We start from the raw sequence: 26,588 nt of genomic DNA on the forward strand, positions 1-26,588 counted from the left end.
GATTAACACCTGACATCAATGACTGATAAGTAATCTGTTAAAGGCACAACAGCAAAAATTTTGAATCCTTTTACTTGTTTTAATATTTTGTCCCAATCGCTTAATGTTCTTAGTTTACCTCCTGTTTCAACCATTACATTAATATCTACAGAGCCTCCAGCTGGAGAGCGGTAATCTAAAATAGTTTCTATCAATAAAATACGAGATATTCCTTTGACCAATTTTAAATAAGATAATACTTTATCATCATCATAATGCTGTAGAAAGCGGCAAAAGACACCTAATTCATAATTTGTAGCTGATAGTTCTTCCTGAGTTATAAGTTTGACTTTTAAATTTTCTACTAACTGTCTTGGTACTTTATGTTCGTTATATAGGCCTATAGAACCTTTATTGTGTATATCAGAATAAGCAAGAAATAAGGAGTGTACACCAAATAGCAATATATTCTTAGCACCATCTATATTGATCCTAGAATTAAACTCTTTAGTATCAAACCTAGAATATCCTAGCAATGCTTGGTAAAACGCTATTTTCTTATCTTCTGATGATTCTCTTTCCTTAAAAGATTCAAATGAAGAGATTGACTTCTGTTTTAGTATATCGGCAATATTTAACCAATTCTTTTCAGCGGCAACTCTTGCCCACATTGTTGCTGCTTTTGGCAAAAATGGTATTTCCTTAAAACACTTACCTTTTGATGATAGTTTCCATAAGTCCTCGTCCTTATCATAATCAATAAACCCTATTTCCCACAACGCCCTTAACAGCCTTTCTAGATTTGGTACGATAATGTTTAACTTTTTAGATAAAAACGGCACAGTTGCAGGTAAAATATTTAACAAATCAAGTTCAATAGCAACGCTTGTTAGGTAAGTTTTCCAAAAGGCTGAAAGTTCTGCAGAAATCCTATGCACTTGAGATTCTTTACCTAAATCAAAAATACTAAACTTTACATTTCCGGTAATATCGATTTGTCCTAACACACCTTCAAAAGTTTCAACTTTTGCCATCCCATTATAGAATGCTTCTACCATTTTAAATCTCTGCTGGTAAACAGGATCACCATTAATATCTATATGAAACCAACCATGTTGATCTTCTGCAATAGAATACCCTTTATGAAAAACATTAAGTTTTTTATACCATTTATTATGTACTAACTTTCCATGATGATTAATATGTGTAGCTTTACCATCCTTATAGACTACAGCGATACCATCCTTAAAATCTCCAACATAATCATATTCCTCCTGATAAATCCTGTTGCCATTTAAATTAATATGAAAACATTTATCATGTCTTCTAACTACACAAGCATCTTCCTGATAATTTCCAATCCATTGATAAGACTGTTTGTATACTCTACATCCAGATGAATCAATATGGTAACACCCTGTATCATCCTCTACAGCTGCTCTATTAAAGTAGAATCCAAAAGTTTTTAGAAATCTATTATGATAAACTGCTTCTCCTCTTACATTGATATGATAAGCACCTGTCTGATCATAAACCGGTGCAAGACCGGGCTCATGAAATTTACCAACCTTTATAAACCTATTTTCATACAAAGGATTTCCTAGTAATTCGTGAAAGCTCTCACACGGTGAAATTTTAATAGATCTAAGATTATCTTTGATTAATTGATCAAAGGTTTTCTCATGTTGCATGTTTTGCATAATTTGTAATTTAAATAATTCTTTTGTAAGCTTAGGTACTCACTACTCTGCCATATTTCCTCGAGTTTAACCTCATTAACATTACCAAAATTTCCTAATGTCTTACGGAGTTCATCTGGAGCACAGCAAGGACTAAACTTTCCTTCATTGTTTATCCATGCTTCTTTACCTAAAAATGGGCATTGACCACCTGGAGCCAAATCCTTAATACCTTCTTGAGAAAGAATTGTAAAATTTTCTAATTTTATCTTTTTACCATTTGGTAATAGCATATTATCTCTAAGCTCATATAACCTTCTCACCTCTGTATTCCATCTACTAATTGCTAACTCATCTCTTCTCATAGATAGATCCTTAATTTCCTCAAAATGTGCCCAAAGATGATGTCCTTTAACTCTATCTATGCCATTTTTTATGGCCATCTTAACTATGTCATAGAGTTCATGTAAATTACTTTCCAAAAATGTTAATTGTAAAGTAACGGTACACCTTTCACCTGTATCGCTAAAGTATTTATCTCTAACTTCAAGGAAAGTTTTTAAATTTTCTGTCACTACTTCCCATTTTGAACCTTTCATGATTCTTTCATGAGTTTCTTTAGTTGCCCCATTCCAGGAAATCTTAACATCAGATAAAATTGGTACCAGTAGTTCAGCCCATTTTCTAGCTCCTTTAATAGGAAAAGAACCATTGGTCGTGAGGTTAAGCTTCAGGTCGAACTCATGGCACAAATTGATTATTTCATCAAAGCTTTTATACATTAAAGGCTCACCCATAGTAGAAGGAATGATTTCCCTTAAAGGTGTGCCAGCTGCTTCCTTAATTACTTTTCTGATAGTTTCTATCGACAGTATCTTAGGTTTTATTCCTTTAGCTTTCTTTTCTTCTTTAACTTTGCTGTATGGTGAAAAACATTCGCACATTATACAAGCAAAATTACAGTAATCTGGATTAGTATCAAAAGTAATTCTCCAAGGACCGGGTTTCATAGCTACTGATTTGCCTTTCTTTTCAATAGCATTACGGTAAACCTTGTTAAGTTTCTCAGTATGCTCACTTATAGAAGGTATATTTCCATTTTTAGTGTAAGGATAGCCTTTTTGGGTAAGTTTACTATATAACTCCTGATCTGTAGATAGGATTTGCATTTTTTCTGATAAACTACTTGCATCTCTGTGCTTAAACAACAGTCCATCTCTTACATATTCTGCCATGCCACCATAATCGGCTGTTATAACTGGTATTCTAAGTTGCTGTGCTTCATGTATTACTAACGGTGAATTTTCACCCCAAATTGAAGGAACGACTATTGCATCAACTTTATTAAATACGTCAGTAACTATATTCTTGTTATCATAACTTCCCATCCATTCTATTCTTTCTTTAACAATAGGTAAAAATTGATCGGTAATCGCTTTTAAAGCGTTAGTTTCTTCTCTTTCTGCTCCCCAAATTCTAAGTTTTGCTTTAGATGATAAGTGAGAAAAAGCTTTCAATAATAGATCAACACCTTTCTCGGAAGTATGAGTACCAATATAACCGAAAATAAACTCTTTTTCTTGTGCTCTATTTCTATTCTTAAGACGATTGAGATCAAAACCATAATCAAGATAAGAAATTTTGTTTATCGGAACATTAAAATCCTGAGTAAATTTATCCATCAAGAATTTCGATGGGGAAATAAAGTAATCTATATAGTCTATTATTTTCCTTGTGTGCTTCATTCTAGTTGCAACCCATTGTTCCCAATAATTTATGTCTGAATTCAGGAATTCTTCATCTCCTGTAAAATATCCCTTGTAACATTGGGTTGCACATTTTTGATCCTTTTGTCCATCACAAAGCTGTAATAAATCTTCAGAATTACGTTGAATAAACCTTCCTCTTGGACACATTAACCAAAAGTCATGTAGCGTAAAAATTGTAGGTATATTTTCTTTAAAAGCAATTTCTGGTAAAGTAATTGATAGATGATTAAGATGACCAAAATGTATAAGATCTGGCTGAAAGTTATCTATTATTCTTTTAAATTTTATATTTACTTCTTCATTGATAAATTTATAACGATATTTAGCTGTAGGTATATTAATTAAATGCAGTAAAATCCGGGAATCACTACGATCTAGGACTGTAGTGTAATAAAAATCAGGTAAAAAGCTATTTTCATACCTGGTAAATACTTGTACCTCATTGTTATTTGCTAGTTCATGAGCAAGAGTTTGGCTATAAACCTCTGAACCAGCACTATAATAAGGAGGGTAACCATGAATAACTTTTAATATTTTCATATATTACCATATCTATATTGTTAGGATATTCTTTTGTATTGTTTTGCAGACTTTTTATAAATTTACTTAATCCTATTTCTAATGAATACTTTGGAGACCAACCAAGTAGCTCTTTAGCTCTAGTAAAATCACCATGGAACTTAGTTACGTCAAAATTTCTTGGAGGATAAAAATCAATTCTAGAATCACTTTTCGTGACTTTTAATATTGTTTTTGCTAAGTTTTCTAAAGTACATGGGCTATTAGTAGTAAGATGAATAGCAGGAAGAGAAGATTTTTCACTTTGTAAATATTTAACAGTTAAGCATATACCCTCTATAACATCATCTAAGTAGGTAAAATCAAAAACACATTCTTTACCTTCTATTTTAATTGGATCACCTCTTAATGCATTAATACAGAGTGCAGGAATTACTCTACTGTTATGATCTAGTAAACCACCGTATACATTTGAAAAGCGTAATATTGCTACATTAAAATCTTTTGAACTTGTTATTTGTTCCTCAATAAATGCTTTACCTTTGGCATAATTATTTATTGGATCGATACTAGCAGATTCTGTAACTGGCAGTTCCTTCTGCTCTCCATAAACTTCCCTACTACTTGCATATATAAACCACGGTTTATTTGGAAGTGACTTACATAACCCTAAAAACCGCATTGTACCATCAACATTAATTTTTTGACACAGTGTAGGATAAAGTTCACCATGTATAACTCTAGAAATTGCAGCCAGATGAATGATTCCTGTACACTGAGCAAGTAGTGGTACTATATCTTCTGAAAAAAAACTGAGTCGATTATCGCGAAACCTAATATCGCAGCTTATTACTTCATGGCCTTGGTTTTCTAACTTTTTCACCAAGGTTGACCCTATCAAACCTGCAGCACCTGTTATTAATATCCCCATGTATACCCTCTCACTACAACTAGGAAAATTTGTCGTACCAATTATCTTACAAGTAAGAATTAAAAGGTATTATAAAACAAGTATAAAATAAATGTCAACTTAAATTAATGAATAAAAAAATGTAGTTATGAAAGAAAAGTTGGCTGCCTTTTTTTTTGAAAATAGTGTTCGGCTTTAATCAAATCCTCTTTATTATTTACTCCCATTGCTTCTCTTTCATCAGAAACTACATAACCTACACTCAAGTTATTGTTTGCTGCAATGGGTACTATATCATTAAGACAATATTCATTGGTCGAATTATTAAATTTTATTTCTTTTACTAAGGTAAAAAGATCTTTAGCATATGAAACTATTATTCCAGAGTTTGCAAGAAGCATTTTATCTCCATTTTTTAGGATTTTTTGAACATTTCCGTAATTATCAATTACTAATCTTCCATATTGTTCATCTTGACTATTGAATCCAAGAAGAACTAAATTATTATACTTTAAACAATCAGTCATTTTCATAACTGTATCACTAGATATAAAGGGAGTGTCTCCATACTGTATTAAAACTATGTCTTGATCAGATAACTCCTCCAGATTTTCTAGAGCAATTTTAACTGCAGTGCCAGTACCTGTAATATCTTCTTGAAGTATTAGTTTTATATTGTATTGATCGATTATACTTTTTAGGGTATCAAAGTTTTCTAAATCTTTTAGAAGGGAGTTGTTAACAACAATTGATAAGCTTTTTAGACTCAGCGATTTTGCATTAGAAATTATATGTTCTAAAAGAGTAAGATTTCCCACTTGGTGCAATGCTTTTGAATATTCAGAATTCATTCTACTGCTCTTTCCTGCTGCTAATATTATCAAAATGTTACTCATACATGACCCAGGAATTGATTAGGTAGTAAGTTAATTTATAATTAGTAAGATGTAAAGTCCACTGTAATTTTCTAGAAGATAACTACCATCGAACAGACAAAACTCGTTAAATTAGCATCTGTAGTAATTCTTAAGTAAAATTTTAGAAAGAGACGCCCCATAGTTATAATTGAGTGTGTGCTACTTTCAAGTATGGTTTTTATTGATGAAACCTCTTAGACCACTCTGTTTGAAATAAGGTAACTACTGCTTAATTCACCAAAAAGCCTGTAATTAAGTTTTAAAGCTAGTTTGCCCAAAACACACACGATTGTACCTCTTTAGCGTCTGTAATGCCCTTTAAAATTTGAATAAAAGGTACTTTTGTTAATTCTATTAGTATAAAATAAACCTGTGCATGATTTTATCGTCATTTTTATTCATTGTAAAGAAAATTTTGTATGAAAGTTTTTTAGAAAACTCACTTACCCCTCTTAAATGTTCTGAACATTCTGAAAATTTGAATAAGTGAAAACATAGGCTGTTTGTAAACAAAAAAGTAATTGCTATTTTCAGAAACTTTTTGAAAAATTACCACAAAACATCTAAATCTTTAATAGGCAAGACCGCACCATTTGCTTGTAGATAGTAATGTGTTGGCTTTATTAACTTGTGCTCTACTTTATCTCCTACTGAAACTTTAAATTCCATATCCTGCACACAAAGAAATCCATATTTAGAATTGGTTCCATATCCTGCAGCATTACGAAAGAATTTAATCTGTCCAAGAGTTGCAAGATTATTTATTCTTTCTCTAATATTACGCTCACTGCCAAGCCCTTCTTCTCCTTCAAAACGCTTTGCAAATTGTCCAGCAGTATAAATATTACCTTGATATGCGCTACTGCGAATTAAACTCAAGATAACCTCATGTTTTCTCATCCGTTCTAAATCCAACTTTTTGCTATATTGATCTCTGATTATTGGTTCTGAATTTAAAACTGAATTGTCATGTACAAATGCCCCATTTTTCCAGTAAAGTGTCATTTGCCCGTTATTGCACTGCGAATAGTTAGATTTTTTGCGCGATAAAATTCTCTCATCAGGAGAAGCATTGGCTTTATCTGGTCTAGTCAAATACCAACGAGACCTTACTGTATTATTCCATGCTGTTGAACCACCTGTACCAGTTTTACGTATTATTCCCGCATCAGAAGGATGGGCAAGTAATAAAACAGCTCCTTTTATTTCTTGAGCTATTCGACCACAACAACCTTGAATAAATTGTCTCACATGAGAACGGTCGTTTTCATTTCCTCCAAATAGGTCTGCTGCTGTATCTAATACCACAAGCTTCGGCTGAAACGATTTAATATCCTCAAGTAACTCTTGAAAGTAAGTAGTTAATTGACCAGTATCTTTGTTATTAAAAACCATAAGTTGATTATTGTGCCCTGCTCGTGACCATAAGCCAACATTATCCTGAAAATCAGAAGATTCCATACCTGATTGATAAAATTCATTTATTGCGCATTGCCGACGCCAAAGTTCTTCTTCATCATCTTCACAGAACACACCGTATGTCTTTATTTTTTCCAGATCTATTCCAAGCCAAGGTTTACCAAAAGCAGCGGCTGTCATTAATTGTTGAGCAAGGAGAGATTTTCCAACACCACCATCACCATAAAGAGCTGTAACACTTCCTAAAGGGAGCCAATCCTTAATAACCCACTTTCTTTCTGGAGGGATATTGGTCCAAACTGTAGTATCAATTCTTTTTGACTTTCTTGAAGAATAAGGGCTTTTGTTGTTAAGGATAAATTCTTCAACGTTCATTCCTTCTAGCACACTATCTGCAGCATCCCAAGATTTTGGCTTATCTTGAGGAATCTTGAGAATAGAAAGTGATGCAACTCCAAAACCAGAAAGCTTTTTTGCGGCTTCTTGAGCATAATCTTTTCCAGGATCATCGTTATCTGGCCATATAATAATGTGTTTACCTTTAAGTGGAGTCCAATCAGTTTTCTCAATAGGTGCTTTTGCTCCAAACATTGCTGTTGTTGCAGTGATCCCTTGTTCTATGAGTAGCTCAGCACATTTTTCCCCTTCTACCAATATCACTCTATCAGATTTAGTGATGCCTGGAATGTTATACAGAGGCCTGATCTCAGGTGCAGTAAAGGTAGATTTTTTAGCATCAAATGGTTGATAACTTTTTCCTGAAGCAGTATCATAACGATATTTGCTGGCAATCAACTGATTATCCTGATCGAGATAGTCCCATTGAGTTATTCTCTTTTGCTCTTTAGTAGGTCGCTTGTTACATCCTATCCATTCACTTATCGAAGAAATTACTTCAACAAATTCTATTTTAGCGTTTTTCCCATGTGCAGCTGCCCAAAGATCAATAATGTCACCACCGTCCCCAGTTGCAAAATCAATCCATAATCCGACCTTTCCATACGCTAATTCAACTTTGAGGCTTTTGCCTTTATTACCTTGTACATCACCTATCTGAAATTTGTCACCATGAAAAGTTCCTCTTGGAAATAAATAAGAAAGGCATGATCTTATGTTTAATAATAGTTGTCTTTTTATTTCTTCTACATCAAATTGCTCTAATGGTTCTAAATGTGAGACAGTATTGTTAAAATCATAATTTAAAGTATTTTTTTCTTTGACGTCAGTTAAAAAATCTTGTATCATAAGTTAAATCTCCTTTTAAAGTTAAGTGTTTGAAAGGTTTTTGAGTAAGGCTGTTTTGATGGGGGTCTTACTCGTTGTTGTTGAGGAAAAGCTATGGTGGGGGTTCTCTTAGCATATGTTTTACGCCTAAGTGAAAAGCGTATTAAGAAAGTTTTTCATTAATTGGCTAATAAAACTATTCAATAGGTTTATGAAATGTGAGGGTATTGAAGCTCTTTTTAATTAAGAGATAAACCTCTACGCCTATTCTACAGCATTCTTCTTACTATGTCAACTTCTTATAAAATAATCATAAAGTCATAATGCTTCTATTTTGTCACATTGATATATTACATACTACTAATATGTAATATATATTATATATAAGGAAATTTACCATTTAACATTTTGGCTAAACCTCCCCATATACGCAGCTTTGAGCCAATTGGTAATTTTGCCAAATGAAATCTTATTTGCCATTTGAAATTCTTTTAAAGTATTGATTTTCGTGCATTTCTCTTTGTAGGTTCATTTGGTTATTTGGTAGATTTGCCAAATGATTTGCATTTTGAAGCTTAAGTAAATATACCTATATGGTAGAAATTTGATAACAGTTGCTTACTGCATAAACTAAGTTTACTTATTAGTATAACCCAATAGATGCTTATATTTCTGTACCATTTACTATAGTATACCGGATCTCTTATCGATCTTTCCGTAAGTGAGGAAAACTTTTCCAAAACACGGTTACTCCTTATTATAAAAATATCTAACTTTAAACTTACACTATTTCCTTACTATATATGTTCACTAAAATTACAAAAACTGTTCACTTTTTAAAAAAATTTTGCACAACTCCGCTTTCATACTCCACTAAATGACTTCTTTTCTAAACGATATATACTAGAAATGCAGTCCGAAATATGAATTGCTCTAAAATTTTTTTCATTACGATTTTTCTATTAAACTTTAATAGAGCTTAACGTGTTTACAATATACTCAGGGGAGAGACTTTCCGTCTATAAGAAGTAGCCACAAAAACGCTGTATTAGTAAAGTTATTCATAATAATTATTTGTGAATTAAGCGCTTTAGATTCGAGATTACATAGATTTTTGGCAGTTTTAGCCATTTTAGATTGGGAAATGAAATCTCCTAAAAGGAAAAAACCCGGCTATATTAAAGGATTAAGAGTAATTTAAGTTTGAAATTCAAAAAAACTTCTTAATTGCTTTAAAAGCTAGGATTATAGCGGATTTTTGAGTGTATCACAGTTTCAGGTAAAACCTTATATATTATATATATTATATATATAATATATAATAATAGAACATATAGGATATGTACCTTTCATAATACCTACCTAAATATTATTAACGTGCTTAAATGTTTACTTTTTTAACTTTCAAATAACAAGTTAAGCAAAAAAACATGAACTGTAATAAGTTTTAACCTGTTGCTCAACTGAAATGGTTTTCAAAAAGGCTAATATACCGTCCATTTTAATTTTTAACCGAAATATAAAAGTCGTTTTAACCGCGTTTTTAAAGCTACTCATGACTTAGATGAAGGAGAATATTACCCTTTAGTCAAAGAACGCTTGTAACATAGCTTAGAATTGAAATAAATGGTATTACTAAGTATCTCCTACCACAATAAATCTCTTCTTAGCAAAAATACACGTTTAATTCTATCATATCTTTTATTTATTGCAAAGATTTTTTTCACGTGGTAGGAGTGCTGTTGGTGTTCATAGAAATTAAGAGCTACTTAAAAAGATAGAAAAAAAGGGAGGGGACAAAAAAGCACTACCCTTTAAATGAGTTTAAATGCTATTTATAGAGTTGTTTGTAGTTAAAGCAATAGGAAGCTACCTGTCCTTGTAAAGATATTCTAGCAGGTTTCTTCTCCTTCCTTTCTCAATTCTTTTGCTTATCTCTATTTAAAGTTAAAATATAAAGAACTCTTATTATTATAACAACTATTTTAATGAATTTAATTAGCTAATTTTGACAATTTTGAAATTTATTTAAACTTTTTTGAAAAATTTCCGGAAAAAGTAGTAAGAAATCCGGTATATATATAATAGAAGGGCATTGTTTGAACGAGGTAGATGCGCTTTAAGTACAAAGAAAATGTCAATCCTACCACTAACAAACATTTAGTAGAAAGGAAATTTGGTAAGCTTGAGAATTTATATTTTTTTAGATGAGATAAAAACTTCGTTTTAAAGCTAGATGTGATTCTATGGGTATACATACACAGCACTTCACCAAAGAACGCATATAACACCCTTTAAAACTTAATTAAATGGCATTGTCAATAACCTTACTACTATAGAACAAACCTGTATATAAGTCTAATACGATTTTTGTACTTTGCAAATAAAAAAAAATTGAACAGTTTTCGTAATTTTGGTGAATATATATAATAAGAAAACAACTTTCTGCAGTAGCACATAATTCTCGTTGTTGGCCTACAAAAACCTATGAATTTCTAGTGTATTTTGCAGAAACCAGACGATATTTTGGAGTAAGTGCTACTTGTAATTTTTTAAATAATAGCAAATGTCAATCCTAACACTAGATCTCGGCAAACAAACAGGATGGTCTATTCTTCACAACGGAGTAATTGAAAGTGGAAGCAAAAGTTTTCATGGTAGCCGTTTCAGTGGAGGTGTTCTTAAACTTTCGTAATTGGCTTAATTCTTTGAAGGACATTTCTGCAGTGTATTTTGAGGAAGTAAGAAGACATTTAGGAACTGATGCAGCGCATTGCTACGGTGGGTTTCTCGCAGTTCTGTCTGCTTGGTGTGAGGAGAACAATATTCCCTACCAAGGTGTTAATGTTAAAACTATAAAACGCTTCATAGCAGGTAAAGGCAATGCAAGTAAGAGTGAAGTTATTGAAGCTGTAAAGGAAAAAGGTTTTTTACCCAAAGATGATAATGAGGCAGATGCTTTAGCTTTGATGTGCTATGTTATGGATTTTAGTAAAGATATTAATAAGATGAAAAATCCATAAAAAGTGGGTCCTTTCAGCCATATTGGAGGGTTTGGTGGTGCTGACCTCAGGCCTTCTTTAGCGTCAGAGATATTTTGAATATTAACTTTTTAATTATTAAGATATGAATTTAGCAATCCACTACTATCCTACTCGAAATCTGGTCGAATATGAGCGTAATCCACGTAAAAATGACGATGTAGTCAACAGAATGTGTGCTTCTATTCGGGAATTTGGCTTTCGTATACCAATAGTTGCAAAAAGCGATGGCACTGTGGTTGATGGTCATTTAAGACTTAAAGCAGCAAGAAAACTTGGTATGGAAAGTATTCCTGTGGTTTTAAGTGATAATTTAAATGAACCACAAACTAAAGCTTTTCGGTTACTTGCCAATCAATCAGCTAATTGGGCAAAGTGGGATGATGATCTTTTAAAGGTAGAAATTCAAGAGCTAGAAGATTTGCAATTTGACCTTAAAATGACAGGATTTGAATTGGAAAAAGTTCAACGGTTTCTCGATGATTTTGATGGTGAAAAAGAAGACCTTTCTGACTTAGTTGTTGATGACAAAAAGGTAGAAATAACAAAACCAGGTGATCTATGGATTTTAGGTGATCATCGAATCTATTGTGGTGATAGCTCTGTAGTTGAATCATATAAAGCGCTGTTAGATGATAAAATGGCAGACATTACTGTTTGTGATCCTCCATATAACGTTGATTATGGTAGCAGTCAAGAAAGAGAGGATAAAAAGATACTAAACGATAATCAAGGTGAAAAGTATGAGCTTTTTCTCTATGATATTTGTACTCATATTTTAGCATATACTAAAGGTGCAATTTACATCTGTGCATCATCATCAGAGTTTTCAACGTTGCAAAAAGCATTTGAGGAAGCGGGAGGAAAATGGTCAACTTTTATCATTTGGGCGAAGAATCACTTTACGCTAGGAAGATCAGATTATCAAAGACAATACGAAGCAATGCTTTATGGATGGAAAAGCGGCAATAAACGTGAGTGGCATGGCGGTAGAAATCAAAGTGATCTGTGGTTTTATGATAAGCCAATACATAACTCACTGCACCCAACAATGAAGCCAGTAGAGCTAATGGAGAGAGCAATAGTAAACAGCAGCAGATCAGGAGACATAGTACTTGATCCATTTAGCGGTTCTGGAAGTACACTGATTGCATGTGAGAGAACAGGAAGAATTTGTAGGACAATAGAGCTAGATTCAAAATTTGTAGATGTAACGATAAAACGTTGGCAAGTATACACAGGTAGGGAGGCAATTTTAGCCAGTACTGGTAAAACTTTTGCGGAAATTCAAGAAGAAAATTCGTAAAAAGGAGCGAAAAGAGAGGAGGAAAAGAGTGGAAAAAATCACACAAACAGAATGGGCAAGAGAGATAGGAGTATCAAAGCAATATGTCTGTTATTTAGTAAAAAAAGGAATAGTTGAGTTGGAGGATGGACTCATTGACCGAGAACAAGCAAACAGGGCTATAGAAACAATCAGAGATCCAAGTCAACCACTGAGGAGAAAAGAGCGCGGAGAAACACTTTCAACGATATTGCTAAAAACGCGAATAAAAAATGAAACCGAACGTGGTAAACTTTTGGAAGCTAAAGTGAAAGCTGAAATAGGCAAATTTGTGTCAATTGAAGAGGTAAAAACTGAAGCATTTAACGTAGCAAGAGTTGTTCGTAATAATTTGCTTAATATTCCAAATAGAGTTTCAGCACTGCTTGCATCACTGAGCGACACTGAAAAGATTCATATGGCGCTAACTGAAGAGATTACAAGCTCACTTGAAGAATTATCTAACGCTAAATTTTAAATATAAAAAGATTTTGAATACAAAATGGCTGATAACTTAAGTTTAGAGTTAATAAAGTGTTTAATCAATCAACCTGGATTAGATGTTAATGTCAGAGGGTTAAACGGAAAAACCCCACTACACTGCGCTATAGAATTTGACGAATTAAGCATGGTGGACTTGTTACTCACGAAGAAGAACATTAATCCTTTTGTAGAAGATAATGATGGTAAAACATCTCTTGATTACGCCAAAGAAGGGAAAAAAGCAGAAATATTACAAGCGCTAATTAATAACAAGTACGGGTCAGAACAAGATAGCTTACTTCATTTAGCTGCAATGATAGGTGAAGTTAATGCAGTTAGATATTTGATAGGAAAAGGTATTGACGTTAATGTACGAAATGCTTTGCACCATACTCCATTACATCTAGCAGCAGGCATAGGACATGCAGAAGTTGTAAAGATTTTGATAAGAGAAGGAAATGCTGAAATCGAGGTTTTTGATGCACGAAATCAGACACCGATGCACTATGCAGTTAACAACAAAAAATTGGAGATAGTAAAGTTATTACTGGAGCTAGGAGCAGATGTAAATAGCGCACGTGTAGGACAAAACTCGATGAAATTGTCACCTGTTCATATAGCTGTAAGTAATACTAATTACGATGAAAGAGACTTATGTCTTGATATTCTGAAATGCTTAATAAGGGAGCCTAATGCTCAAGTCAATTTGCAAGACTACGAAAATAAAACGCCACTACATTACGCTGAAAGACTTAAAACAATAGAGGTTTTACTAACTCGAGAGGATATAGATCCTTTAATCAGGGATGATAATGGTAAGACACCATTTGATTACGCTAAACCTGAGATAAAGAAGGCTTTGATGAGTAATAAATACGGTTCTGAAAAGAATAGTCTACTACATTTAGCTGCACAAAGAGGAGAAATTGAGCTTGTAGAGTCTATCTTAAAAGAAGAAATCGATATTGATATTTCAAACAATAAAAGTCTATCACCAATTTACCTTGCTGCAGAAAAAGGACATTTACATGTAGTAAAATTACTACTGAAAAAAGGAGCAAATTATACACCTGTTTTGCACTTAGCAATCAAATCAAATAATTTGGAGTTACTTAAAGTTTTATTTACTGAAAAAAATGGTGCATTGCTCTGCAGAGATACCGTTATCAATTTTCCAACCCTTCATAATAAATATATAGCACAGAGAGAAATAGCAGATAAAAGGATGAAAAAACATAATAATATTATCTGCATCTGTATTACAGTTAGCGCAGTAGCAATGGCAGCATATATAGGTTTAACAGCAGCAACAATAAGCAGTGCAATCATTTTTGCAACAATAACAGGGGTATTTGCGCTTGTTATAGCAATAATGGTAAGTGAGATGAGCAAAAGATATATAGAAAACGAATTTCAGAAAAAGATGTTTATGGAATTGGAGGAGTGTGGAGGAATAAACTCTACTGTTAACAATATTGAGATAGAACCAATTATGAGTAGATGCAGACAATGATATACGCCACATCTTTTTCTGAAGGTTTAAAACCAGATCCAGAGCTTAAAGTATCAGAGTGGGCGAATGAGTATCGAGTTTTAGCAGCAACTGCAGCATCAGAGCCAGGAAAATGGAGAACGGAAAGAACTCCTTATTTAAAAGAAATCATGGATTCACTATCTCCTTCTTCACAGGCTGAAAAAGTAGTATTCATGAAGGGAGCGCAGATTGGGGGAACAGAAGCTGGTAACAATTGGATAGGCTATATCATCGATCAAACACCAGGTCCAATGCTGGTAGTACAGCCAACAGTTGAAATGGGAAAAAGTTGGTCAAAAGGAAGATTTGCGCCGTTAATAGAGAGTACACCATGTTTAAAAAGTAAAGTAAAAGACCCAAGGTCAAGAGATTCAGGAAATACTGTACAAAGTAAGGAATTTCCAGGTGGAATAGTAGTAATAACCGGAGCAAACAGTAGTGTGGGTCTCAGGTCTATGCCAGTAAAATACCTCTTTCTTGATGAAATAGATGCTTATCCAGGAGATTCAGGAGGTGAAGGAGATCCAGTTTTACTCAGCATAGCCCGTACTAATACATTTGCACGGCGAAAGATTTTTTTAGTATCAACACCAACGATTCATGGAATAAGCAGAATTGAGAAAGAATTTGAAGCAACAGATAAGCAGTACTTTTTTGTTCCCTGTCCGTATTGTAATTATTACCAAATATTAAAATGGTCACAAATAAAATGGGAAGATAAAAATCCAAATACAGCACACTATATATGTATAGAATGTGGTGAAAAGATAGAAAATCATCAAAAGACAGAGATGCTAGACCGTGGAGAATGGAGACCTACTAATAGAGTAAAAGGTGAGAAAAAAGGATTTCATCTTTCAAGTCTTTATAGTCCAGTTGGCTGGTATAGTTGGCAACAAGCAGTAGAGGACTTTCTCCATGCAAAAGAAAGTGAACAATTACTAAAAGTTTGGATAAATACCACTTTAGGAGAAACTTGGGTAGATAAAGGAGAAGTACCAGACTGGAAGCAATTATTTAACAGAAGAGAATTTTTTCCCATAGGCACAGTACCAAAAGGAGAAGTGGTACTTACTGCAGGTGTTGATGTCCAAAAAGACCGCTTAGAAGTAGAAGTTGTAGCCTGGGGAAAAAGCCGTGAAAGTTGGTCAATAGACTACCGAGTATTTGAAGGAGATACTGGGGGTGGAGAAGTATGGGGAAAACTCTCTGAGCTCTTAAATCATCATTTTATTGGTGAAAATGGGCTTGAGTACATGATAAGCATGATGGCAGTTGATGCAGGATATGCAACACAAGAAGTATACAACTGGGTAAGAGGTCATCAAGGATCTGGAAGAGTAATGGCAGTGAAAGGTGTAAATAAAGCCCTAGTACCACTTAGCAGCCCAAGTAGAGTAGATATAACAGTTGGTGGTCAAAAGCTAAAAAGAGGAATAAAGCTATGGCCAGTAGGAGTATCGATATTAAAGTCAGAGCTTTTTCAATTACTTAATATTTTGAAAGAAGAAGAGAAAGTGCCAGCAGGATATTGTCATTTTCCGGAGTATGCACCTGAATATTTTAAGCAGCTAACGGCAGAGCAATTAGTCAGCAAAGTAGTAAAAGGATACACCAAACAAGAGTGGCAAAAAGTAAGAGAAAGAAATGAAGTATTAGATTGCCGAATTTATGCTAGGGCTGCATCTATTGCGCTTGGAATCGATCGATGGCCAGAGAGTAAATGGAATAGTTTGAGTGGAGAAAGTAAAAAACCTAAAAAAGTAAGACAGAGTAAGTGGTTGAAAAATGTATAACGAAGAGTATTTGTTTCAAGTTGAACAAGCAATAAAGAAGCTGCAAAGCGGAGAGCGAGTAGTATCAATTGCATATGGTGACCATGTGGTGAGATATGCTGAAGTTCAGATAAATGACTTGCTGAATTTACGGCAACGTATTAAGGCTGAACTGAAAGTTGCAGGTATGAAGCCTAAACGAAAGATTATTTTTGCAACAAATAAAGGAGTTATATGAGGGAAAATTTTCTGAGAAAAGTTGTAAAAGAGGAATATTCTGAATTTTTAGAGCAATTAAAAACTTTCATAAAACTATGGGACAATAGAGAGAGTTCAGTAAATGGAATAATAGATTTGTCACATTGGCAAGAAAATGTGGATTTTGAGTTAGCTAAAGAGAGTGGTATAGTTGGAGTAATTCATAAGGCAACGCAAGGAACAGAGTACATAGATTCAAAATACAAAGAAAGAAGAAAAGAAGCTGAAGACTTGGGTCTATTATGGGGTTCATATCATTTCGGTGTAGGGGAAGATGGAAAGGATCAGGCAAATCACTTTTTGAATACAGTGGGTAAAGCTAAAAATACAATTGTTGCTCTTGATATTGAAGAGAACGAAAGTGGAAAAAATATAGAACCAAGACAAGCAGAAGATTTTATTAAAAAAGTTCAAGAAGAAACAGGGCGTTCACCTTTAGTGTATGGAGGTGCTAAATTTTTGAAAGATTTTGCCACACCAATTTTGACTAAATGTCCATTATGGATAGCAAGATATGGAGATCAACCTGTTTTACCGCAAGGCTGGAATAAGTGGATTTTATGGCAATACACCGACGGTAAAAATGGTCCAGAGCCACATGAAGTAAGTGGAATCGGAAAATGTGACAGAAATAAATTTAACGGCACATTAAAAGAATTAAGAGAATTTTGGTTAGTATGATGCTGAAAAATTTCAAACAACTATTTAGCAAGCCAAAAATCAAAAGTTCAGCATGGGATGCAGCAGGGTCAGGAAGAAGATTTTTTCACTTTCAACCAGAGTTAGGAAGTATAAACAATTTGCTGTCTCAAAGCCTTGAAACTTTACGTAGTAGATCACGTGATATGGTGAGAAAAAATCCATATGCAGCAAATATTATTGATACAATAGTAAGTAACTCTATTGGAACAGGAATAAAGCCGCAATCAAAAGCAAAGAATGCAGAATTTAGAAAGAAAGTGCAAGAATTATGGCTAAAATGGACAGATGAAGCAGATAGTAACGGAGTAAGTGATTTTTATGGTCTGCAGGCTCTAGTATGCAGAAGTATGATAGAGGGAGGAGAATGTTTTGTACGTTTAAGAACGAGAAAGCTGGAAGATAGATTTTCTGTACCACTACAACTGCAAGTACTTGAGTCTGAACATTTAGACAATAAAACAAATCAAACTTTAGCAAATGGTAATGTAATAAGAAACGGGATTGAGTTTAACAAGCTTGGGCAAAGAGAAGCATATTACTTATTTAGAGAACATCCAGGCGAAGGCTCATTTGGAGAATCAGTAAGAGTACCAGCAAATGATGTTTTACATATTTATAGACCACTAAGACCTGGGCAAATCAGAGGTGAGCCTTGGCTTTCGAGTATACTGCTAAAGCTTTATGAGCTTGATCAATACGATGATGCAGAGCTAGTGAGAAAAAAGACAGCGGCGATGTTTGCAGGATTTATTACGAGACTCGATCCAGAAGCAAATATTTTAGGAGAAGGTGAAAGTAATGAGCAAGGAGTAGCACTATCTGGTTTAGAGCCTGGAACAATGCAGCTTTTAGACCCAGGAGAAGACATCAAATTTTCGGAACCATCTGATGTTGGGGGAAGCTATGAAGCATTCATGAGACAGCAACTCAGGGCAATAGCAATAGGCATAGGAATAACATATGAGCAGCTAACAGGAGATTTAACCGGTGTTAATTATTCATCCATTCGAGCAGGGCTGATAGAGTTTCGCAGAAGGTGTTCAATGTTGCAGCATAACGTGATAGTGTTCCAGTTTTGTAGACCTATTTGGAATAGATGGCTAGAGTTAGCAGTACTTTCTGGAGAACTGAGTATAGATGAAAAAGTAGTAAAAGCAGCGAAAGAAGAAGTAAAATGGATACCACAGGGATTTGATTGGGTGGATCCACTAAAAGATCAGCAAGCACAGCAAATGGCAGTAAGAAATGGATTTAAGAGTCGATCAGAAGTAGTATCAGAAATGGGTTACGATGTAGAAGAAATTGATCAAGAAATAGCAGAGGATAATAAACGTGCCAATAGTCTCAATTTAATATTTGATTCTGATGTTGGAGGAAACAATGTTTCTAAGTAGACCATTAATGCTTGAACCAAAAAGTTTTGAACTACTATCTCTCCAAAGTCAAAAACAACCTATCTTTAAAAACGTAAAACACTATGTAAAGAACAATATAGAAAAGACAGCAATTATACCAATACATGGCATTTTAACTAAAAAACCAGGAGCTTTTGATGATTTTCTAGGTATGACATCGTACGAGAAGATACAAGAGGAAATAGAAGAAGCTTTAGAGGATGAAAAAGTGGAAATAATTCTTTTGGATATAGATAGTCCAGGAGGAGAGGTCAATGGAGTGTTTGACCTGGCTGATTTTATTTACGAATCAAGAGCAAAAAAGAGAATTGTGGCATTAGCAAATGATGATGCTTACTCTGCTGCATATGCTATAGCGTCAAGTGCTGAAAAGGTATTTGTGAGCAGAACTTCAGGAGTAGGAAGCATAGGGGTAATAGCAAGTCATATAGATCAAAGTGGATTTAATGAAAAATGTGGAATAAAATATACCACAGTATTTGCAGGAAGTAGAAAAAATGATTTAAATCCACATGAGCCAATGACGTCTGAAAGTCTGGAAAGCTTACAAAAAGAAGTAGACCGACTATATGAAATGTTTGTGCAGCTAATAGCGAGGAACAGAGGTCTTTCAATTGAAAAGATTCGATCAACGGAGGCAGGGCTATATTTTGGCGAGAGAGCAATAGAAATAGGCCTTGCAGACGGAATGACAATTCTTTCATCTATTAATAAAAACAGGAGTATTACTATGAATGAACAAACTACAAATGACCTAGAAACTGATAATTTAACCAAGTATCGTACTGAAGTTCTTGAATTAATACGTTTATGTAATTTATCGAAGATGCCAGAAAAGATAGGAGAATTTATTGAGCAAGGCGTAAGTATTGAGCAAGCCAGGGAAGTTTTAATGGAGTTACTTGCAGAGCAAACGAAGAAGACAGAAATACTAAGTGCAATACCACAGAATTCAGGAGAAGAGTTGATGATGCAGGTAGCGAAAAGTCGTGCGCAATCAAACATTTAAAGTATGTGTATAACCGCCGTGTATAACAACCACAAATATGGCGGTAAAAAAATAAAAAAAGGAGAAAAGGAAATATGACATGTATAACCGAACAAAATAATCTAGGTGACTTATTAAAGTATGAGGCATCAAGTCTATATTCAAGAGATCAGATAACAGTAGCCAAGGGGCAAAATCTGAAGCTAGGAACAGTTATTAGTCGTGATAAAGACAACATGATTAGGATAATCAATCCAACTGCCACAGATGGGACACAAACGGCGATAGGAGTGATAGCAAGCGATGTAAACGCAAAGGAAAATAGTAATAGTAAAGGAGTAATTATTGCTCGCGGTGCAATGCTAGCAGATCATGCAGTTGTATGGCCAGCAAATATCACTGAAGAGCAGAAAGCTGCAGCAATAAAGCAACTTGAAGCACAAGGGATCATTATCCGCAAGGGAGTTTAAAAAACTATTAAAACATATATAAGGGGGAAAAGAAAGAATGCAAAATCCATTTACAAATACAGCATTTAGCATGACAGCACTAACAAATGCGATGAATATATTGCCGATAAATTATGGACGTGTTGAAAATTTAAATTTATTTCCAAGTAGGTCAGTAAGATTTAGACATATTACTATAGAAGAGCAAAATGGAGTATTAAGTTTATTACCAACGCAGTTACCCGGAGCACCAGCAACAGTAGGAAAAAGAGGAAAAAGAAAGGTAAGAACATTTACGATTCCACATATTCCACATGATGATGTAGTATTACCAGAGGAGGTACAGGGAATAAGGGCATTTGGATCAGAAAGTGAACTGAAAGCGCTGGCAGATGTAATAACTGACCATTTGCAGCTAATGAGAAATAAACATGCAATAACGTTGGAGCATTTGCGGATGGGAGCGCTGAAAGGAATAATTTTAGATGCTGATGGGTCAGAATTACTAAATCTGTACAACGAATTTGAAATAACACCAAAAGTAGTAAATTTTGCACTAGGAACAGCGACAACCGATGTCAAGCGTAAATGTCTAGAAGTATTGCGGCATATTGAAGATAATCTAAGTGGTGAATATATGACCGGGATTCATGCTTTGGTAAGCCCTGAGTTTTTTGATGCATTAACTTCGCATAGTAAAGTGAAAGAAGCATACGAAAGATGGCAAGAAGGAGCAGCACTTCGGAATGATATGAGGTCAGGATTTACATTCTGTGGAATCACGTTTGAGGAATATAGAGGGCAAGCAACTGATCCTGAAGGAACCGTGAGAAGGTTTATAGAAAGAGAAAGTGGAAACTGTTTTCCAGTAGGAACAGCAAGTACGTTTACGACATATTTTGCACCAGCAGACTTTAATGAGACGGTGAATACGCTTGGTCAGCCATTATATGCAAAACAAGAGCCAAGAAGATTTGATAGAGGAACTGATTTACATACGCAGTCAAATCCTCTGCCAATGTGCCATCGTCCGGCAGTTTTGGTAAAAATTAGTTCTAGTTGATGAATATAGGAAAATTATTGGAAGATTGTTTTGAGCATCTAGGAGTGGAAGCCATATATTGTAATAAAAATAAGGAGAGTATTCGTAAAATGAAAGTGCTAATTAAACGTCCCGATACTACGTATTCTTTAGGTGCAGATGGAGCATTAACTCAGCAAATTGCTTCTATAGAAATACGTGATCAGGACGTTACTTCCTTTAGCATAGGTAATTATATCAAGATTGAAAAAAGGTTCTACAAGATTTTTGAACCACCATTGAAAGATTCTTCAGGTAAAATATGGAAAATTGAGGCAATAGAAAGTGTTTAATATTAAAACTAGTAACAATATTAATGAAATAATCTCCAATATTGACGGAAAAGAGCAGAAAGTAAAACTGGCAGCTATAAAAGCACTAAATAGAACAGCACTATGGTTAAAAGCAAAAGCAGCTAAGGAAATCAGTGAGGAAAAGAAAAGTTTGATAAGAAAGAGATTAAGAATTTTTAAGGCGAAAACTAGCAGATTAGAAGTGTTAATTAGAGCAAATCTCTATGACATTAGAGCATCGGCAATTGGCAAAATACAAAAAACAAGAAGAGGATCGAAAGTAGGAAAGTATGAGTTTATAGGAGGATTTGCAGCAGTTATGCCAAAAGGAAATAGCGGTATGTTTAAACGTGAAGGAAGAGCAGCATTGCCAATAAAGGAAGTAAAACTACCGCTGGAACCAGAAGGCTCAAGAATAATAAAAGACCTTGTTAATTATGAGAGTGAGAGAGTGTTTGAGAAATACTTTAAGCATGAGCTAAACTATATTTTAAAGATATGACAAAGTTCTGGACAGATTTACATCAAACAATTTGCAGCACACTGAAGGAAGAAATACCGTCTATACAGACATGTGAAATTTATCCAGCAATAAGAAAAGAATTGATAGCGCCAGCGTTATTTGTAGAGCTTGTGAGTTTAGAATCGGGAAAAGATCCTGGAACAGAAGAATTAGCGCTAAAAGCAAGATTTGAAGCAAGGGTTGTAGTTGATGGAACAGTCGAGGATTCCTCGTTAGTTGTAAGGTCATTAGCAGCAGAAGTAGTAAGAGTAGTGAACAAGAATACCTGGGAAAAGAATGTATCTCCGGCTGAATTTCTTTCTGCAGAGCCTGATGGATTTAGACCCGAATTAGATGCATATTTGGTGTGGATGGTTGATTGGAATCATCAGCTTCATTTAGGTAAATCGATATGGACAGAAAATAAGATTAAGCCACATACGATTACAATAGGAGAAAATGTTAGAGAGTAATTTTGCTATTTCAGAGCTGCAAAGAAAATTAGCAAACATTGTACGAATAGGGCTTGTAAAAGAAGTAGATTATGAAAAAGCAAAAGTAAGAATTAAAATAGGAGAATTTTTAACAGATTGGTTGCCATGGATAACAAGCAAAGCAGGAAAAGATAGAAATTGGTCTCCGCCAGATATTGATGAGCAAGTAGTTATACTTTCCCCGCTGGGAGAATTATCTTTAGGAGTAGTACTTCCTGGAATATATCAACAAAAGTACTCTGCACCAGAAAATAAAAAAGAGGTGAGTAGCTTAACATTTCAAGATGGAACAAAGTTGTCATACGATAAAGATAAACATCATTTAGAGATTGAAGTAGTAGACAAAATAACACTGAAAGCTGGGGAATCGAGCATAGAAATGACAAAAAGTGGAATAAAACTGAAAGCAGAAAGGATCGACTTAAATTGAACAAAGGAATAGTAAGGTTAGGAGACTATTGTGGAAAAGCTATACCACATTTCTGCATTAGCGGAAGTAATAATGTTTTTGTAAACGGCAAGTCAATATGTAGGCAAGGAGACAGTTTTAGTGAAGGAAAAGTAATGATTCAAGGATCAAAAATAGTGTTTGCAAATGGTCTTAGTGTAGGAAGAGTAGGAGATATAGTTTCATGTGGGTTTAAAGTAATAAAAGGCAGTGAAAGCGTCTTTGCAAAATAGAAATGAAGGGTATGGATGCTAAAACAGGAAAGACGTTAGAAGGAATAGAGCACTTAAAGCAGTCGATAATTGATATACTGACCACTCCTATTAACAGTAGAATCATGAGAAGGGATTATGGGTCTAGGCTATTTGAATTAGTGGATAAACCAATCAGTAGAGATTTAACTTTGGAAATCTATGCAGCAACAGCAGAAGCACTGGGGAAATTTGAGAAGAGATTTAAGTTAGAAAAAGTAAAAATGACAGAGGTGAAAGAAGGAAAAGTAACGCTTGACCTAGAAGGATTATACGTACCAAGTGGGAAAAACATTCGCTTTGATGGAATGGTTATATAAGTATGCAGTTGCCAAATATTGTAGAAAAGCTAAGTTTCGAGGAAATATTTTCGAGAATGAAGGAAGAGTTAGTGCGTAGAGATGAAAGTTTTACAGCATTAGTTGAAAGTGACCCAGCGATGAAGATTTTAGAAGTATCAGCATGGAGAGAACTTTTGCTCAGACAAAGGATAAACGAAGCTGTAAAGGGTAATTTACTGAAATTTGCAACGGGAGAAGATCTTGATAATTTGGCTGAGTTTTATGGAGTAGAGAGGCAGAAAGAAGAAGATGATGAACGATTTAGAAAAAGAATTAAAGCAAAGATAGCAGGTTGGTCAACAGGAGGAAGTAAGGAATATTATAAATATCATGCACTGTCAGCAGATAGTAGAGTAAAAGATGCACTAGTGGAATCAACTATACCAGGGAAAGTACAAATTTCAATCTTATCAACACAAACTGGCATAGCGTTAGAAGAGTTACTAGAAATTGTAAAAAAGCAGGTTACTAGAGATGATATAAGGGTTTTAACCGATACAGTAACAGTAATTGGCTGCAATATTATGGAAATAGATATCCACAGCAGAATGAGCATAAGTCCTGTAATATCAGAGGAGGAAATCAAGAAGCAGTTTATTGAGAAGTTTGAATTAGCAAAAAGATTAGGGTGGAGTGTAACAAGATCGTGGATAATAGCGAATCTATTTGTAGATGGTGTAGAAAATGTGGAATTAATAGAGCCAAAAGAGGATGTTGTGGTACTGGGGAATGAGTGTGCAAATTTGCGAAATTTAAAATGCTATTGCCACTAAACGCAACAAAACAAGAAAAAGCATTGGTAGATGCGATAGATTATAAAGTAGATCCAAACTGTATCAGAGGATTTAAGTTTAGTCTTAAAGAAGAAACATTGCCGTGGATAATAGAAGAATATGGTTTAGAAGAGATACTGCGTTGGGTAAAAGATAGAAGAAAAGCCGTAGTAGAAGGAGTAAAATTTCAAAGACTACGTGGAACCCCAGCATCACTCAAAATAGCACTAAAGTGGGCAAATATAGAAGATATTACAATTATTGAAGAGCCACCCGGTAAACACTTTTTTGAGTTGCAAGTAGGGATAAAAGAGGTACCAAATGACTTCTTCGTAGATGCAGTAGTAGAGCTGGCAAAACTATCACTGCCTGTAAGATCCAGATTAATGAGGATTTTTAACGATTATTATAATGTGCAGAGATTTATATTGGATGAGAGTTTATTTGGAGATCTTCTTTCTGATTATTCAGGGGTAAAAATAGAAAAAGATGGACCGGTGTTATCATTTGGTCGGAAGAACTCATTTGAGCTAAAAATCTTAAATCCAAGTTTTAAGTTTAGTACTTTTCGTGTTCATTATGAGCAAGCATTTAGTAATGACATATATCGATTAGATGTAGCAATACTTGGAGAAACCGAGCCTCACACAAAGAATTATAACGGTATTTATGAAAGAAATCATGTGTGGTATAACTTCAAAGCGCTATATCCGCTACCACAGAGCTTATTACCTGAGATTAAGTTTGCGAAAGCGCAGATAGTATTATCAGATAGCTGGAACTTGGGGGAAATAAACGCATGTTTTCCAGTTGGTAGTGTGGAAGAAAAAGGAAGTAAATTTTTACTAGGAAGTAGCAAACTATCTGAACAACTGTGGAATTTAAAATACAAGCCAATTTTAGAAAGGTTTAGCGTTACTCACCACTACAAAGTAGAAGATTTTACCAACCAGAAAGTTATAAGATTTGGTGTGGCAGAACACTATGTTCATTTTGAAAACAATTTAGATTTAAAGCAAAAAGACTCAATACACGAATTAGAAAATCATATTTTAGTATTTTATCCAGGAGTACTGAAGTGGCACGAACATCGACATTTGCACAGAAGTTGGAAAAATAGTCAAGTGATATCTGTAATAAGTTAAGTACTTATATTTAGATCCTCATATATTATATTAATAATAGGTTAAAATGTATGAAATAAAAAGAAAAGGACTTGCTTTCTCATGCCAAAAAGGACATGACTTGAATAGCGGCAGGTAAATATAAGAAATTTGTCTGGCGCTAGAAAAGCTAGTTTTGTGAGGTAAGTATGAAGTTTAGCAAAGAATCTTTTAGTAAGTTTTTTAAAGAAGTATCAAGTAACGATATTAATAAAAGAAATGAAGAAGGAGAGACGATCTTGCATCAAGCAGTAGAAATCTCTGATTACAAAACGGTGAGATTATTAATAAAAAAAGGAGCAGAGGTAAATGCAAGAGATAAAAATGGTTATACACCTCTACACTGTGCAGTATTTGCGAAAAGCTTAGAAAATGTAAAAGTGTTGCTAAGGTCGGGAGCAGAAGTAAATGCCACTCAATATGTCACTGGATGTACGCCACTCCACTCTGCATGCAAAATAGGAGGAGTTGAAATAATAAAAGAGCTAGTAAAAGCAGGAGCTGAGGTTAATCAACTGAATAAATATGGTGCAACACCAATGTATTACATTTGGGAAAGTGAAAAGTATTGCCTATGTGATAGCAAAGAAAGTGAAAAGGCGAGCAAATTTCTGAGAGAAAAAGGTGGAGTAACAAAAAGTAGAGAACTGACGTGCTATGGAATAGAGAGGCTAGTGGGAGAAATAGCAGACATGTTGAATGGGAGTTATTTACCAGAGTTAAAAATAATAGAGATAGAAGAAATAAGGAAGAGAGACAAATCACTAATAAAGGAAGAATGTCAAAATTTAGCAAGCAAGATAATAAGCAAAGTGAATGAAATGATAGATGAGGTGGTGAGAAGGAAAGCTTAAAAA

24 protein-coding genes and 1 pseudogene are annotated in these 26,588 nt (G+C 34.4%); 20 read left to right on the plus strand and 5 right to left on the minus strand.

Annotation, left to right across the window (positions count from 1 at the left end; all coding sequences use genetic code 11):
• Nucleotides 1-2: 2 nt before the first annotated feature.
• From ONG75_RS03160 to ONG75_RS03180, 5 genes are all read right to left on the minus strand, one after another.
• The gene (locus ONG75_RS03160; protein WP_264375761.1) at nt 3-1,679 is read right to left on the minus strand and encodes a WG repeat-containing protein; all 1,677 of its coding nucleotides are present in this window, start codon (nt 1,677-1,679) and stop codon (nt 3-5) included.
• Nucleotides 1,640-3,967: a glycosyltransferase gene (locus ONG75_RS03165; RefSeq protein ID WP_264375762.1), complete on the minus strand. Its 2,328-nt coding sequence runs from the start codon at nt 3,965-3,967 to the stop codon at nt 1,640-1,642. The genes ONG75_RS03160 and ONG75_RS03165 overlap by 40 nt, the downstream gene beginning before the upstream one ends.
• The gene (locus ONG75_RS03170) at nt 3,924-4,877 is read right to left on the minus strand and encodes an NAD-dependent epimerase/dehydratase family protein (RefSeq protein ID WP_264375763.1); all 954 of its coding nucleotides are present in this window, start codon (nt 4,875-4,877) and stop codon (nt 3,924-3,926) included. Before ONG75_RS03170 ends, ONG75_RS03165 begins: the two co-directional genes overlap by 44 nt.
• A gap of 125 nt (nt 4,878-5,002) precedes the next feature.
• Entirely contained in the window at nt 5,003-5,752 is a 750-nt protein-coding gene (locus ONG75_RS03175) for an NTP transferase domain-containing protein (protein ID WP_264375764.1), read from the minus strand.
• Between the two features lie 570 nt (nt 5,753-6,322).
• A complete protein-coding gene (locus ONG75_RS03180; RefSeq protein ID WP_264375765.1) occupies nt 6,323-8,437 on the minus strand; it encodes an AAA family ATPase in 2,115 nt (704 codons plus the stop codon).
• Nucleotides 8,438-10,982: 2,545 nt separating this feature from the next.
• Here ONG75_RS03180 and ONG75_RS03185 point away from each other — a divergent pair.
• From ONG75_RS03185 to ONG75_RS03280, 20 genes and pseudogenes are all read left to right on the plus strand, one after another.
• A pseudogene (locus ONG75_RS03185) lies at nt 10,983-11,439 on the plus strand (crossover junction endodeoxyribonuclease RuvC).
• Nucleotides 11,440-11,542: 103 nt separating this feature from the next.
• Entirely contained in the window at nt 11,543-12,763 is a 1,221-nt protein-coding gene (locus ONG75_RS03190; protein ID WP_264375766.1) for a DNA modification methylase, read from the plus strand.
• Nucleotides 12,764-12,791: 28 nt separating this feature from the next.
• On the plus strand, nt 12,792-13,259 hold the full coding sequence (locus ONG75_RS03195; RefSeq protein WP_264375767.1) for a hypothetical protein: 468 nt from the start codon (nt 12,792-12,794) through the stop codon (nt 13,257-13,259).
• A gap of 24 nt (nt 13,260-13,283) precedes the next feature.
• Entirely contained in the window at nt 13,284-14,777 is a 1,494-nt protein-coding gene (locus ONG75_RS03200; RefSeq protein WP_264375421.1) for an ankyrin repeat domain-containing protein, read from the plus strand.
• The gene (locus tag ONG75_RS03205; protein WP_264375768.1) at nt 14,774-16,594 is read left to right on the plus strand and encodes a phage terminase large subunit family protein; all 1,821 of its coding nucleotides are present in this window, start codon (nt 14,774-14,776) and stop codon (nt 16,592-16,594) included. The genes ONG75_RS03200 and ONG75_RS03205 overlap by 4 nt, the downstream gene beginning before the upstream one ends.
• Nucleotides 16,587-16,811, plus strand: coding sequence for a gpW family protein (locus tag ONG75_RS03210; RefSeq protein WP_264375769.1), 225 nt, complete (start codon nt 16,587-16,589; stop codon nt 16,809-16,811). Before ONG75_RS03205 ends, ONG75_RS03210 begins: the two co-directional genes overlap by 8 nt.
• Entirely contained in the window at nt 16,808-17,512 is a 705-nt protein-coding gene (locus tag ONG75_RS03215) for a glycoside hydrolase family 25 protein (protein ID WP_236514948.1), read from the plus strand. Before ONG75_RS03210 ends, ONG75_RS03215 begins: the two co-directional genes overlap by 4 nt.
• Nucleotides 17,509-18,927, plus strand: a complete 1,419-nt coding sequence (locus tag ONG75_RS03220) for a phage portal protein (protein ID WP_264375842.1) — start codon at nt 17,509-17,511, stop codon at nt 18,925-18,927. Before ONG75_RS03215 ends, ONG75_RS03220 begins: the two co-directional genes overlap by 4 nt.
• Nucleotides 18,914-19,957: a S49 family peptidase gene (locus ONG75_RS03225; protein WP_264375770.1), complete on the plus strand. Its 1,044-nt coding sequence runs from the start codon at nt 18,914-18,916 to the stop codon at nt 19,955-19,957. The genes ONG75_RS03220 and ONG75_RS03225 overlap by 14 nt, the downstream gene beginning before the upstream one ends.
• Before the next feature lie 74 nt (nt 19,958-20,031).
• Nucleotides 20,032-20,406, plus strand: coding sequence for a head decoration protein (locus ONG75_RS03230; RefSeq protein WP_264375771.1), 375 nt, complete (start codon nt 20,032-20,034; stop codon nt 20,404-20,406).
• 37 nt (nt 20,407-20,443) lie between these two features.
• Nucleotides 20,444-21,448 carry a major capsid protein gene (locus ONG75_RS03235; RefSeq protein ID WP_264375427.1) on the plus strand — a complete coding sequence of 335 codons (1,005 nt, stop codon included), beginning with the start codon at nt 20,444-20,446 and terminating at the stop codon, nt 21,446-21,448.
• Entirely contained in the window at nt 21,448-21,759 is a 312-nt protein-coding gene (locus tag ONG75_RS03240; protein ID WP_226080688.1) for a head-tail joining protein, read from the plus strand. The genes ONG75_RS03235 and ONG75_RS03240 overlap by 1 nt, the downstream gene beginning before the upstream one ends.
• Entirely contained in the window at nt 21,752-22,261 is a 510-nt protein-coding gene (locus ONG75_RS03245; protein ID WP_264375428.1) for a phage tail protein, read from the plus strand. Before ONG75_RS03240 ends, ONG75_RS03245 begins: the two co-directional genes overlap by 8 nt.
• Nucleotides 22,258-22,734, plus strand: coding sequence for a hypothetical protein (locus ONG75_RS03250; protein WP_264375429.1), 477 nt, complete (start codon nt 22,258-22,260; stop codon nt 22,732-22,734). Before ONG75_RS03245 ends, ONG75_RS03250 begins: the two co-directional genes overlap by 4 nt.
• Entirely contained in the window at nt 22,721-23,185 is a 465-nt protein-coding gene (locus ONG75_RS03255) for a phage baseplate assembly protein V (protein ID WP_264375430.1), read from the plus strand. Before ONG75_RS03250 ends, ONG75_RS03255 begins: the two co-directional genes overlap by 14 nt.
• Nucleotides 23,182-23,436 (plus strand): PAAR domain-containing protein, encoded by a 255-nt coding sequence (locus ONG75_RS03260; protein WP_264375431.1) that lies wholly within the window; start codon nt 23,182-23,184, stop codon nt 23,434-23,436. The genes ONG75_RS03255 and ONG75_RS03260 overlap by 4 nt, the downstream gene beginning before the upstream one ends.
• 2 nt (nt 23,437-23,438) lie before the next feature.
• Nucleotides 23,439-23,774 carry a GPW/gp25 family protein gene (locus ONG75_RS03265; protein WP_264375432.1) on the plus strand — a complete coding sequence of 112 codons (336 nt, stop codon included), beginning with the start codon at nt 23,439-23,441 and terminating at the stop codon, nt 23,772-23,774.
• A gap of 2 nt (nt 23,775-23,776) precedes the next feature.
• Entirely contained in the window at nt 23,777-24,568 is a 792-nt protein-coding gene (locus ONG75_RS03270) for a baseplate assembly protein (protein WP_264375433.1), read from the plus strand.
• Nucleotides 24,553-25,713: a phage tail protein gene (locus ONG75_RS03275; RefSeq protein ID WP_264375434.1), complete on the plus strand. Its 1,161-nt coding sequence runs from the start codon at nt 24,553-24,555 to the stop codon at nt 25,711-25,713. Before ONG75_RS03270 ends, ONG75_RS03275 begins: the two co-directional genes overlap by 16 nt.
• Before the next feature lie 167 nt (nt 25,714-25,880).
• A complete protein-coding gene (locus ONG75_RS03280) occupies nt 25,881-26,585 on the plus strand; it encodes an ankyrin repeat domain-containing protein (protein WP_264375435.1) in 705 nt (234 codons plus the stop codon).
• Nucleotides 26,586-26,588: the final 3 nt, after the last annotated feature.

It is taken from the genome of Wolbachia endosymbiont (group B) of Sphaerophoria taeniata (genome assembly GCF_947179355.1).
GTDB lineage: Bacteria > Pseudomonadota > Alphaproteobacteria > Rickettsiales > Anaplasmataceae > Wolbachia.